Raw genomic sequence first — 12,608 nt, 5'->3', positions numbered from 1 at the left:
GGTGACCCGTGGCCATTTCGCCCGTTTTCTTGTTGAGGCGGGCAAAGCCAGCAATATGGCCGACGTGTTTAAAAAATACCTCGCGCGCGGGAAAACCGGTTATGTTCCGCCGCAGTGGTGTACAATAGATCAAGCTATTGATGTGATTCATCATTCTGGCGGTAAAGCCGTGCTGGCGCATCCGGGCCGGTATGATTTGTCTGCCAAATGGCTGAAAAGGCTGCTGGCCTGGTTCACCGAATGCGGTGGAGACGCGATGGAAGTCGCGCAGTGTCAGCAGGCGCCCCATGAGCGCGCCCAACTCGCCATCTACGCTCGCCAGTACGGTTTACTGGGATCGCAGGGCTCTGATTTTCATCANCGGACGCAAGCTCGGCCTTCCCGCCGGTGTGGATGGCGTGTGGCAGGCCTGGGAACAGCCGCAGAATAATTCGTGAGAGGGAAGTATGAGTCAGTTTTTTTATATTCATCCGGACAATCCGCAAGCGCGACTGATTAACCAGGCCGTGGAGATCGTGCGTAAAGGTGGCGTGATCGTTTACCCCACGGATTCCGGGTATGCGCTGGGCTGCAAAATTGAAGATAAAGGGGCGATGGAGCGTATCTGCCGCATTCGTCACCTGCCGGACGGGCATAACTTTACGTTGATGTGCCGCGATCTGTCCGAGCTGTCAACCTATGCATATGTAGATAACGTCGCGTTCCGCCTGATGAAAAACAACACACCAGGCAATTACACGTTCATTCTTAAAGGCACCAAAGAGGTGCCGCGCCGCCTGTTGCAGGAGAAGCGTAAAACCATCGGTATGCGCGTGCCGTCGAACCCGATTGCGCAAATGCTGCTGGAGACGCTTGGCGAGCCGATGCTCTCCACCTCGCTGATGCTGCCCGGCAGTGATTTCACCGAGTCTGACCCGGAAGAGATTAAGGATCGTCTGGAGAAGCAGGTGGACCTGATCATTCACGGCGGCTATCTGGGCCAGCAGCCGACGACGGTGGTTGATCTGACCGACGATGCACCGGTGGTGCTGCGCGAAGGCGTCGGTGCCGTAAAACCCTTCCTGTAAGCGCGTTAAAGGGGCGACAGCGTTGCCGCCCCTGGCGGGGTTTAAAGCAATACGAGTGGCATCCGAATACCGGTAACGGAATGTCAGGCATTGCCAGAGCGGCAGCGATCATCATCGGAGCCAGTGCGGAGGTATACGCCGTGGCACTGGCGAAGAAGTAGCGCAACAGGTAAAACACCACGATGAGCGCAACCATTACCATCACTGGCGAGTAGCCGCTCAGCCCGTTTGCCAGCAGCTTGCCAAACCAGGTGATAAACCCGGTGTCGTTCAGGCCGGTGGCGAGCGTGATCAGCGATGCCAGCCAGAAGAACACATTCCACGCCGATTTATTACTGATGATGTCATCCCACGCGATGATACGTAACACCAGCATCACCGCGACCACACTATAGCCGACCATCGCGGCATCGATATAACTTCCACCGAAGATCCACAGCAGTAGCGCACCCACCATCAGCACCAGCATCTGTTTTTCACGTGTACAGAGCGGGCCCATCGCCTTCAGTTCCGCCTCAGCCCAGCGCGGCACCTGATCGCCGGATTTCAGCACCGGCGGGTACAACAGATAAGCAAGCCACGGTACCAGCAGGACCAGCAAAATGCTCAACGGCAGCATGCCCAGGAACCAGTCTCCCCAGCTCAGCGCGGCCCCGGAGGCGCTCTTCATCAGACCGATCAACAGCAGGTTCGGGGCCATCGCCGTCAGGAAAATGGCGCTGGTCACGCAGTCGGCGGTGATCCCCATCCACATAATGTAGGAGCCAATGGAACGGGCGCTGCTGTCGCCAGGCCGGGAGTTATAGAGCGGCGGCAGGTTGCGGATAATCGGGTAGATGATCCCTGCGCCCCGGGCAGAGTTGGACGGTGTGACAGGCGCGAGGATCAGTTCAGAGAACATCACCGCGTAGCCGAGAAACAGCGTACGATGTCCCATCTTTTTGACCAGCATCAGTGCGATACGCCGACCGAGACCCGTTTTTTCATAACCGGTGCCAAACATAAAAGCGGCGAAAATCAGCCAGATAACGGAATTAGAAAAACCGGACACCGCCCACGACAGCGCTTTGCCGGTGAATTTGAAACCCGTCTGGGCGAGTTGTTCCGGGCTGAACAGCAGCCAGGGTGAGAGAACCGCGATAATCGAAATGCCGATCATCGCTACCACCGCGCCCGGGACAGGTTCCAGAATCAGTCCCACGATGACGCCGGTAAAGACCGCGAAATAGAGCCAGCTGTGGCTCTCAAGACCGGCGGGAACGGGCAAAACAGCAATAATGACGATGACTGCCAGCGGAGCCAGGTATCGCCACCAACCAGTTAAAGGTGCCATAATCGTATCCCTGAAAAAGGGAGAGACGACGCGTCTCTCCGGAAGGGTTATTTGATGTAATGCACGTGCTCGCAGATTTCATCGACAATGGGCCCGCGACGCTCAGCGAACATTTTTTTGTTTTCGGCGATCAGGTTATTGCCGTGGGTGTCTATCGAGACAATCAGCGGCCCGAACTCTTTCACCCGGCATACCCACAGCGATTCCGGCATGCCCAGTTCCATCCAGTGCACCTCTTCAATCTCTTCCACCTGCGTTGCCGCCAGCACGGCGCAGCCCGCCGGGAAGATGACATGCAGCGCCTTAAACGTCTTGCAGCCTTCTTCTGTCAGCGGCCCCATGCCGCCTTTGCCGACCACTAATTTGACGCCTGTCTGCTCAATGAATTCTTTCTCAAAGGCTTCCATACGCATGCTGGTGGTCGGGCCGACGGAGACCATTTCCCATTTTTCACCGTTCTTACGCACGATCGGCCCGGCGTGGAAAATTGCTTTGCCGTTCAGGTCGTACGGGATGGGGCGCTTAAGTTCGATCAGGCGACGATGGCAGACGTCGCGGCAGGTCACCAGCGTGCCGGTCAGGTAGATCACATCGCCCACGCGGATATCTTCCAGGTCTGCGGCGTTGATCGGGGTTGTCAGGATCTTTTTCATAACGCGCTCCGGGTGTGAGACAGGTTTTCGAAGGAGAGATCAGAATGCACCAGCAGCNNGACCGCCAGCGTCGAAATGTTTTCAAAAACGAAGTTGACGATCCCTTCATAGCCTTCAGACGGCATCAGCACTTTCGAGCGTCCCGGCAACGTGCAACCGCCGCCTGCCATGTAGACTTCAATTTCAGCGTCTTCGCCGTCCGGAATGATGTCCCACGTCACCCACGGTACGCCGCTGCCGGTGTTTTTCCCGGTGTTCACTTCATCAAAAATCTCTACCGCATTATGGCGCAGCGGCGCTTTCACCGTGGCATCTTCCACCGCTTGTTTAAGGATGCTTTGCAGTTCGCCGAGCAGCGGAAAGCGAGAGCCCACCTTCACAAAGAACATGATCTCACCCGTGTCCTGACAGGCAGGTCGGTTGAGATCGATGGCTTTTTGCATGTTGTCGAACATGGTGCGGTAGATGATTTTTCCCATGGAAGAGGTTTCGGCGTCCCGTAACTGTTTTAATTTATCCACCACGTCGTCGGGCATTCGGGTGGAAATCATCGCGGTAAAATTAGCGACAACTTCTGTCAGCGTATTCACCGCCTTTTCATTATTTTTATTGCTCATCATATCAACTCCAGTTCTTTTATTTTGCTGGAAGGAAATTCTCCCGATTAAACTATCACCAAATGTGTGGTTTTATATTTTTTGCCACTGTGTATCTGCAATTAACAGTTCGTAAATCACTGCGAAGAAAGATGACGAAAATTGAGCAAGGGCAGGGATTAACATTTTTTAGCGAATTACACTGCGGGTATCACACTCATGGAATACCCGACTATGCTCAAAACGTGGCCTTTAGCCAAAGACCTGCAGGTGCTGGTAGAAATTGTTCACACAGGAAGCTTTAGCGCTGCGGCGGCGGCGCTGGGGCAAACCCCGGCGTTCGTGACCAAGCGGATCCAGATCCTTGAGAGCACGCTGGGGTCGATGCTGCTCAACCGCTCGGCACGCGCGGTAGTGCTCACCGAGAGCGGGCAGCGGTGCTACGAGCAGGCGCTGGCGATCCTCACGCAGTATCAGCGGTTAGTCGATGAGGTGACGCAAATCAAAACGCGGCCAGAAGGGATGATTCGCATTGGTTGCAGCTTCGGTTTTGGTCGCAGCCATATTGCGCCTGCCATCACCGAACTCATGCGCATTTATCCTGAGTTACAGGTTCACTTTGAACTCTTCGATCGGCAGATTGATTTGGTACAGGATAATATCGATCTTGATATCCGTATTAATGATGAAATCCCGGATTATTATATTGCGCATTTGTTAACAAAGAATAAAAGAATATTGTGTGCTTCCCCTGAATATCTACAAAAATATCCTTCACCGACAACCCTGCAGGAATTAAGTCAACATGATTGCCTGGTGACAAAAGAACGTGATATGACGCACGGAATATGGGAGCTGGATAATGGAACCGCGAAAAAATCGGTCAAAGTGAGCGGGCATCTTTCCTCTAACAGCGGTGAAATCGTGCTGCAATGGGCGCTGGAAGGGAAAGGTATCATGCTGCGCTCCGAATGGGACGTGCAGCCGTTTCTGGCGAGTGGCAAACTCGTGCGGGTGTTGCCGGATTACGCGCAGAGCGCAAATATCTGGGCGGTGTATCAGGAGCCGCTGTATCGCAGCGTCAAGCTCAGAGTCTGCGTGGAATTTCTGGCGGCCTGGTGCCAGCGCAGATTAGGCAAGCCAGACGAGGGTTATCAGGCGCCAAAGTCCTGCGACGAACTCGTATAATCTCGCCTCGTTTTACTTCACTGGCAGGGGGTCAGAGCGAACGGGCAGACTTTCTCCGCTCACTCGGCACACATAAAAAAGCGCTGTTCCGACGGAGTACAATCCCGGAACAGCGGAGCGAAGCGTTCGCAATAAGGACAATCAGGCTGCGGATGGTGTCAGCGTGATACGGTCTAACGGACCGACGATAAACAGATACGAAATGAGGCCAATGAGTCCCATTGAACCGACGTATAAAATGGCGAAGTCGAACGACTGGGTATTGGCAAGGATCACACCGATGACCAATGGCGTTACGATGCTTGCCATATTGCCGCACATGTTAAATACACCGCCGGCAATCCCCAGAACTTCCTTCGGCGAGGTGTCGCTGAGTACGCACCAGCCCAGGTTACCAAATCCTTTTGCGAAAAAGGCCAGACTCATCGCGGCAATGACCACAAATTCTGAAGAGGTGTAATTGGCGATCACTATCACGCAAGAGAGCAGCATGCCGCAGATAACAGGCAGTTTGCGCGCCATCGTCAGGCTATAACCGCGTTTGAGTAACCAGTCAGAGAAAACACCACCGAGCAGGCCGCCAATGAAACCCGCAATGGCTGGAATACTGGCCACAAATCCGACTTTCAGAATTGACATGCCTTTCGCCTGGTACAGGTAAGTCGGGAACCAGGTCAGGAAGAACCAGGTGATGGAGGTGACACAGAACTGCCCGATGTAAACGCCGATCATCATTCGATTAACACAGACGGTTTTAATCTGTGCGAATGTTATTTTCTGTGTCTCTTTTTTACTGCCCAGGGCTGGTTCACCACCGCCAAGACGAATATAGTCAATTTCCTCTTGATTAACGTTTGGGTGGTGCATCGGATCTTTGACTTTAATTAACCAGAATACACCGAGAATTACCCCGATGGCGCCAATGTAATAAAAAACAAAATGCCAGCTTAAATTATGCAGAATAATGGTCATCAGCGGAGTAATAATTCCCAGCGAGATATATTGCGCGGCTTGATAAACAGAAGTCACAAAACCACGTTCATTATTGGGAAACCACTGCACGCTTAAGCGACTGTTTGCTGGAAAGGCTGGCGCTTCAATCGCCCCCATCATCAGACGCAGAATTACCAGCACAATCAAGGGACTGGCATACAGATAGATCGTCCCCTGAAACATGGTTACCAGCGACCAGCCAATCAATGCGCAACCGTAGACCAGTCGCGAGCCGTAACGGTCCAGTAGCCAACCACCGGGCAGTTGCATAATGACATAGGCAATACCAAACGAGGAGAAGGCCAGACCCATGGCTTCCGGATCAAAACCTAATTCTTTGCTCATTATTGGGGCAACAACGGATAAGGTTGCGCGGTCTGCGTAATTAAATACGGTAGCAAGAAATAAAAATATAAGTATGGTGTAACGCACCTTTGTGCGCTTTATTATTGTGTTCATTATCTACTCCTCAGAAAAGGGCAGAATGCATTATGTAAGGTAAGAGGGGCGGGAATGAGTCCCGCCTGTCGTATTAAGGGCGTTTGCCAAACTCACAGGTTAATTGTGTCCAGCGGCGTGCCTGCTCACTGAGGGTGAAGCCCAGGCCATGGCGATCGGAAACCCACATACGGCCATCGCGCAGCTCCAGTTGCTCGTTGAACAAGGGGTTCAGCCACTCGAAATGTTCCAGCCACGGCTCCAGCGGATACGCTGCGGAGAGGTGCAGGTGCACTTCCATTGCAAAGTGCGGAGCCAGTTTACGCCCGTGCTTCGCCGCCAGATCCATAATCTTCAGGAACGGAGAGATACCGCCGACACGCGGTGCATCCGGCTGGACGAAATCGCTGGCATTACCCAAAATCAGCTGCTCGTGTTCACGGAAACTGGTCAGCATTTCTCCAGTGGCAACAGGCGTATCCAGCGCAGCTGCAAGCTGAGCGTGACCTTCGATGTCGTAGGCATCCAGCGGTTCTTCAATCCAGATGAGGTTGAACTGCTCCATCTTACGTCCCATGCGGATAGCCGTTTCGCGATCCCACTGCTGGTTAGCGTCAACCATTAACGGAAAATCATCCCCAAGCGCTTCACGTACTGCGGTTAACCGGCGGAGATCCTCGGCACAGTTGGGTTGTCCGACCTTCAGCTTAATACCGCCAATGCCATTTTCGCGGGAAATCATCACGTTTTTCAGCACCTGGTCGAGCGGTGTATGCAGGAACCCTCCTGAGGTGTTGTAGCATTGAACGGAGTCACGGTGTGCACCCAACAGTTTTGCCAGCGGTAAACCGGCACGCCTGGACTTCATATCCCATAAAGCGATATCGATAGGGGAGATAGCCTGTACCGCCATCCCGCTGCGCCCCACAGAGGCACCGGCCCACAACAGCTTGGTGTAGATCTTGTCAATATCATTGGGATCTTCACCCAGCAGATTGTCGGCAATCTCTTTGGCGTGAGCATAAATGCCCTGCCCACCGGCCCGTTTGGAGTAGCTAAAACCAACCCCTTCAAAGCCGTCACGACTGCGGATTTCGGCAATAATAATCGCCACTTCGGTCAACGGTTTCTGTCGACCGGTCAGTACTTTTGCATCGCTCACTGGGGTTGCCAGCGGTAGAAAAGCCAGTGACAACTTCACCCATTCGATACGATCGCCGGTTTCTGCTGCGGTTCTGGCATTTGCCGTTTTTGCATAGGTGACGGCGTCGGAATTCGCACTTAAAGACATGTTACTCTCCTGATGACGATAAAATGATTGCGCTATCATTTTTATTCTTAAGCGTTTTGAGAATCCAGAGAGTTGATGTTGAATTGAACAATCGATCACATACGGCGCATAAAAAGCATCATTTATTGCAAAATAGATCACGATCCAAAACTTTCTGGGAAAAAGCACAATACTAAATGTTTGCGCTATCATTTTGCAATTGACGCGAAGCAGTAAGCCGCTGTATTTGCGGCCTTTCCCGGCGGGAAGCTGGCAATAGCCACAGGCATAATGAATAATGTGCAGATAAATCAGCCAATTTTGCAGGGGTATTAGCAGTGAAGAGCACTAAACCACCTCGCGCACCGACGCTGGAAGATGTAGCACGTAGTGCTGGACTCTCTCCGATGACCGTCAGCCGGGCGTTAAATTCGCCGCAACTGGTTCGCCCCAAAACGGTAGAGAAAGTCATGCAGGCGGTTCGTGCCACAGGCTATATACCCAACGCGTTGGCGGGCAGTCTGGCGTCGCGACGGAGTAAATTGATTGCGGTCCTGGTACCACAAATAAATAACAATATGTTTGTTGATACCATCCAGTCGCTGAGCGATGAGCTGGCCCGACGCGGGTATCACATATTGCTGTGCGTAACCGGCTATACCGAACAAACGGAAGCGGATCTGGTGGCGACGCTGCTTTCCCGCCGGCCCGATGGCGTGGTACTTACCGGGATCCATCACACGACAGAACTGAAGAAGGTGATCCTGAACGCCGCGATTCCGGTGGTGGAAATTTGGGACTTAACGCCCACGCCGCTCGATATGCTGGTGGGGTTTTCCCATGAAAAGGTCGGGCAGGCGACGGGTGAATATCTTCTGAGTAAAGGTTATCGTCGTCCTGGTCTGTTGTGGACCGCCGATCGCCGGGCCGCACAGCGTAAGCAGGGGTTATGCAGTGTTCTTCAATGCCACGCTATTTATGCGGTACCGCAGGTGGACGTGCCCCTTCCGGCATCGCTTTCACTGGGGCGCAGCGGCTTAACACAGCTTTTTGATGAAGGTGAGTTTGACGTCATAGTCTGCAGTTCGGACACCCTGGCGCAAGGGGCGATGATGGAGGCCGAAAGCCGTGGCTTACGCATCCCGCAGGATGTAGCGGTTATTGGTTTTGGCGACCTCGATTTTGCCGCCAGTAATCGTCCGTCAATTACGACCGTAAGTGTTGACAGACGCGCCATTGGCCAGCGCGCCGCCACGCTGCTAGCCGATCGTATTGAACAGAAACCGGGTGCAGAAGCCATTGTAGATATGGGCTTTCATTTGATTGAACGGGAGTCCGCCTGAACGGACACATGTAACCGAAAACGCGAACGATTCCGGGTGGACAACAACGAAGCGCGGGAAGATCTCGCGTGTCTACAAGGGGATGAACATGATGTACATCAAAGTAGGTTACAATGTAGTGAATATCGCGTATAATGGCTTTTCTTGAAATAAGATAACATATTGATTTATATAGTTTTTTATATATCAGGTCGACGCCTGTGAAGGCNGGCCCGTGCCGGCCACGGCTCGCGTCGTGAAATTGAATCCATTATTGAAGCCGGTCGCGTGAGCGTGGACGGAAAAATCGCCACGCTGGGCGACCGCGTTGCAATCACGCCGGGCCTGCGGATCCGTATTGATGGTCACCTCATCTCCGTAAAAGAATCCGCTGAGCAGATTTGCCGCGTGCTGGCGTACTACAAGCCGGAAGGCGAACTGTGTACCCGCAACGATCCGGAAGGGCGTCCGACCGTGTTTGACCGTCTGCCGAAGCTGCGCGGCGCGCGCTGGATTGCCGTGGGTCGTCTTGACGTGAATACCTGTGGTCTGCTGCTGTTCACCACTGATGGCGAACTGGCAAACCGTCTGATGCACCNTATGCGGTGCGCGTGTTTGGCCAGATCGAAGAGAGCAAAGTGCGCGATCTGGCGCGTGGCGTTCAGCTGGAAGATGGCCCGGCGGCGTTCAAAACCATCAAATTCAGCGGTGGTGAAGGTATTAACCAGTGGTACAACGTCACCCTGACCGAAGGGCGTAACCGTGAAGTGCGTCGCCTGTGGGAAGCGGTTGGTGTGCAGGTGAGCCGCCTGATCCGCGTGCGCTACGGCGATATCCCGCTGCCGAAAGGCCTGCCGCGCGGCGGCTGGACGGAGCTCGATCTGGCGCAAACTAACTACCTGCGCGAGCTGGTAGGGCTGAAGCCGGAAACCGAATCTAAAGTGGCTGTCGAAAAAGACCGCCGTCGCATGAAGGCGAATCAGATCCGCCGCGCCGTGAAGCGCCATAGCCAGGTCAGCGGCAACCGCCGTTCTGGTGGTCGCAACAACGGCTAATTTTCTCTCACGGAACAGGGGCAAATTGCGCCCCTGAGTCCGTTTCCCGCCGCAAGAAAAAATCTCATTTTGTTGACCGCTCGATTCCCACACCGTTAATGCCAGAATAAAATTCATCCTTCACAGGGGATGTGTTTGCGCCCCACCGCAAAGGGATGGGAATAAATGGAAACGTATCTGATTCTTGCCACACTCGCCGTCGTTACGCTGTGGTTCATCTTCACCTATAACCGCTTTATTCGCCTGCGCCGTTTCAGGGACGAGGCGTGGAGCGGGATTTCCGTCCAGCTTAAGCGCCGCCACGATCTGGCGCCCAATCTGCTGAGCCTGGTCAAGCGCTATGCCGCACACGAAAAAGAGTTGCTTGAGGCGATTTCGCGACAACGCGGCGATTTGACGGGCAACACGCGCGATGTTGCGCAAAACGAGCGCGATTATGCCGGTATTCTGGGCCGTATATTTGCGCTAGCGGAAGCGTATCCGGAACTCAAAGCCAACGAGAATTTTCTTTCGCTGCAGCATACCCTCGCAGAAATTGAAGAACAGCTGCAGCTGGCGCGCCGCTATTTCAACGGCACGGTGCGCGATCTGAATATTCGGGTGGAATCTTTCCCCAGCCTGATTGTGGCGCGAATTTTCGCTTTTAAAACCGGTGACTTTTTTGAACTGGAGGATCCGAATGATGCTGCGGTTCCACGGATGGACGTTTAATCGCAAGGCTGCGCGCAGGCTGCTGTTCTGGAGTTTTCTCTGCGTCTGGGCGCCGCTCTCATTAGCGGCGCCTGGTGATGAGCATATTCTCGCCTTTGATGTGCAGGCCAGTTTCAATGACGACGGTAGCATGGCGGTGGCGGAGTCAATCCGCGTCTATGCCACCGGCAACGAGATCAACCACGGCATCTTTCGTACGCTCCCGCTGACCTGGAACCGTCAGGACGGTAAAATTTTCCGCGTCGGCTATCAGGTGGTGCAGGTGCTGCGCGATGGTCACCCTGAACCGTACAGCGAAGCGCGGAAAGGCGACATGCTGGAGCTGCGCATTGGTGATGCCTTTCGCACGGTAGACACCGGCGAGCATACGTACGTCATCCACTATCGGGTCAACAATCACTTCAGCCGCTTCCCGGAAGGGGACGAACTGTACTGGAACGTGACGGGCAACGGCTGGCCGTACACCATCGATAAGGCCAGTTTCCAGCTGACGTTGCCCGGCGCGGCAGGGTATCTGAACAGCAAAGGCTACGATCAGCGTCTGCGCAGCATTGATGTTTATACCGGCTATGCGGGCGAGCAGGGTGAGCAGGCCACCATTGAGGCCGATGGCAGCGTCAGAACGACGGCCTCGCTACATCCGCAACAGGGGCTGACGGTGGTGTACACCTGGCCGCGGGGCATTCTGGCAAACGCGCCCGATCCCGACGCGGTCAATCCGTGGATTTATGCGCTGCTGCCCGGCGAAAAAACGCTGGTGCTGTGGGTACCGGTGCTGGCGATGCTCATCGTGTTGCCTGTCTGGTGGTGGCGCAAGGTGGTCAGCGGCGGGCTGAAAATGCCGCCGGTGATCCCGCTGTATGACGTACCCGAGGGCATCACGCCAGGCTTTATCCGCTATGTCAGCCAGCGCCGTTTTGATGACACCGTGTTCAGCTGCGACCTGCTGGATCTGGTCGCCAGACGGGCAATCTCCCTGACCCTGAAAACGACTGAACCGTGCGGGAAGGGGTTCTGGTCTTCCCCGGCAAAAGAAGAGCAGTGGCTGTCGCGCCAGAGCGAAGGCCGGGCGATAAACGTCAGCCTGGAAGATCAACGCCTGCTGAGAACACTGTTCAGCGATGCAAAGAAGCGCATCAATCTCAGCAACGCGTATCAACCGGCTATGCAAAAAGCGCTCAGCCTGCTGAAGCAACGCTACAGCGCTCAAAAGAGCGCGTTGTTCCTGCGCTGGGGGCGGATATTTTTTGCCGGGATCCTGCTGTTGCTGGCGATCCCGTTGTTATGCGCCGTCTTTTTCCGCAGTGGAATCGGTGTGCTGACGCTACTCGCGCTGGGCTTTATTCTCTTTACCTCACTGTTTGCGTTTATCGGGTTTACTGCCCTGCGAACCTCACGCTGGAGCCTCGTGCGCTGGGGCTGTGCGCCATTGGTCCTGCTGGCGATCATGGTACCAACCCTTGCCGCGGTAGTGAGCTGGGCAACGTCAATGTCGCTGGGGCAACTGCCCGCGGGCTATATCGGTGCGCTGCTGGCGGGGATAATCACTCTGCTGGTGTTCCGGCTGACGGTGCCAAAATACACGCAGCAGGGGCTGGAAGCACTGGCCATGGCGGAAGGGCTCAAACGCTATCTCAACACCGCGGAAGCGCATCGTTTTGAAATACTTTATCCGCCAGAACAGCAGGTCACGCACTTCGAACGCATGCTACCGTATGCGCTGGCGCTGGGCGTCGGGGAAACCTGGGCGAATGCGTTTTCGGCGTATCTGATCAGTAGCGGTAGCGCGTCTGAGGTCTTTGCCCACACGGAATGGCGCCACGTACGCATCTTCAACGACTCCTGTCGCTCATCGGCAATGACGAAACCCACTTCGGGCCATGGCGGGNNCGGATCGCGTCGTAGCAGTTCAGGATCGTCAGGCAGAGGATCATCTGGCGGCGGTTCAGGTGGCGGTGGAGGCGGCGGCTGGTAAAAACGGC

General features: G+C 54.6%; 8 protein-coding genes and 4 pseudogenes. 7 read left to right on the top strand and 5 right to left on the bottom strand.

What is annotated here, in order from left to right; translation table 11 throughout:
* Positions 1-450, top strand: a pseudogene (locus GM30_RS04295) (PHP domain-containing protein); the annotation flags it as partial.
* On the top strand, positions 447-1,067 hold the full coding sequence (locus GM30_RS04290) for an L-threonylcarbamoyladenylate synthase (RefSeq protein ID WP_049847626.1): 621 nt from the start codon (positions 447-449) through the stop codon (positions 1,065-1,067). The pseudogene GM30_RS04295 and the gene GM30_RS04290, both read left to right, overlap by 4 nt.
* Positions 1,068-1,131: 64 nt before the next feature.
* Here GM30_RS04290 and GM30_RS04285 read toward each other — a convergent pair.
* The 3 genes and pseudogenes from GM30_RS04285 to GM30_RS04275 all read right to left on the bottom strand — a co-directional run.
* Positions 1,132-2,400, bottom strand: a pseudogene (locus GM30_RS04285) (anion permease); the annotation flags it as partial.
* A 47-nt stretch (positions 2,401-2,447) separates the two neighbouring features.
* The gene (gene ttdB / locus GM30_RS04280; RefSeq protein WP_049847625.1) at positions 2,448-3,053 is read right to left on the bottom strand and encodes a L(+)-tartrate dehydratase subunit beta; all 606 of its coding nucleotides are present in this window, start codon (positions 3,051-3,053) and stop codon (positions 2,448-2,450) included.
* Between the two features lie 59 nt (positions 3,054-3,112).
* Positions 3,113-3,670 (bottom strand): annotated as a pseudogene (locus GM30_RS04275) (fumarate hydratase); the annotation flags it as partial.
* Between the two features lie 213 nt (positions 3,671-3,883).
* On the opposite strand from GM30_RS04275, the gene ttdR reads away from it, so the two are divergent.
* On the top strand, positions 3,884-4,837 hold the full coding sequence (gene ttdR / locus GM30_RS04270; RefSeq protein WP_049847624.1) for an L-tartrate utilization transcriptional activator TtdR: 954 nt from the start codon (positions 3,884-3,886) through the stop codon (positions 4,835-4,837).
* Positions 4,838-4,978: 141 nt separating this feature from the next.
* On the opposite strand, the gene GM30_RS04265 is transcribed toward ttdR, so the two are convergent.
* On the bottom strand, positions 4,979-6,289 hold the full coding sequence (locus GM30_RS04265) for an MFS transporter (RefSeq protein ID WP_049847623.1): 1,311 nt from the start codon (positions 6,287-6,289) through the stop codon (positions 4,979-4,981).
* A gap of 73 nt (positions 6,290-6,362) precedes the next feature.
* Complete coding sequence (locus GM30_RS04260) at positions 6,363-7,559, bottom strand: L-talarate/galactarate dehydratase (RefSeq protein ID WP_049847622.1); 1,197 nt, start codon at positions 7,557-7,559, stop codon at positions 6,363-6,365.
* 317 nt (positions 7,560-7,876) lie between these two features.
* On the opposite strand from GM30_RS04260, the gene GM30_RS04255 reads away from it, so the two are divergent.
* The 4 genes and pseudogenes from GM30_RS04255 to GM30_RS04240 all read left to right on the top strand — a co-directional run bounded on the left by GM30_RS04255 (position 7,877) and on the right by GM30_RS04240 (position 12,601).
* Entirely contained in the window at positions 7,877-8,881 is a 1,005-nt protein-coding gene (locus GM30_RS04255; RefSeq protein WP_049847621.1) for a LacI family DNA-binding transcriptional regulator, read from the top strand.
* A gap of 240 nt (positions 8,882-9,121) precedes the next feature.
* Positions 9,122-9,915 (top strand): annotated as a pseudogene (gene rluB, locus GM30_RS04250) (23S rRNA pseudouridine(2605) synthase RluB).
* A gap of 165 nt (positions 9,916-10,080) precedes the next feature.
* Positions 10,081-10,626 carry a LemA family protein gene (locus tag GM30_RS04245; protein ID WP_049847620.1) on the top strand — a complete coding sequence of 182 codons (546 nt, stop codon included), beginning with the start codon at positions 10,081-10,083 and terminating at the stop codon, positions 10,624-10,626.
* Entirely contained in the window at positions 10,595-12,601 is a 2,007-nt protein-coding gene (locus tag GM30_RS04240) for a DUF2207 domain-containing protein (RefSeq protein WP_049847619.1), read from the top strand. Before GM30_RS04245 ends, GM30_RS04240 begins: the two co-directional genes overlap by 32 nt.
* Positions 12,602-12,608: the final 7 nt, after the last annotated feature.

The organism is Trabulsiella odontotermitis (assembly GCF_001188485.1).
GTDB lineage: Bacteria > Pseudomonadota > Gammaproteobacteria > Enterobacterales > Enterobacteriaceae > Trabulsiella > Trabulsiella odontotermitis_A.
Note: the sequence above shows the minus strand (reverse complement) of the source record. Positions and strands in the feature narration are given on the sequence as shown.

What these genes read in the sequence shown, in the direction of transcription:
- GM30_RS04265 (WP_049847623.1), bottom strand. Translation starts at nt 6,289, where the DNA reads ATGAACACAATAATAAAGCGCACAAAGGTGCGTTACACCATACTTATA.
- GM30_RS04290 (WP_049847626.1), top strand. Translation starts at nt 447, where the DNA reads ATGAGTCAGTTTTTTTATATTCATCCGGACAATCCGCAAGCGCGACTG.
- ttdR (WP_049847624.1), top strand. Translation starts at nt 3,884, where the DNA reads ATGCTCAAAACGTGGCCTTTAGCCAAAGACCTGCAGGTGCTGGTAGAA.
- ttdB (WP_049847625.1), bottom strand. Translation starts at nt 3,053, where the DNA reads ATGAAAAAGATCCTGACAACCCCGATCAACGCCGCAGACCTGGAAGAT.
- GM30_RS04245 (WP_049847620.1), top strand. Translation starts at nt 10,081, where the DNA reads ATGGAAACGTATCTGATTCTTGCCACACTCGCCGTCGTTACGCTGTGG.
- GM30_RS04260 (WP_049847622.1), bottom strand. Translation starts at nt 7,559, where the DNA reads ATGTCTTTAAGTGCGAATTCCGACGCCGTCACCTATGCAAAAACGGCA.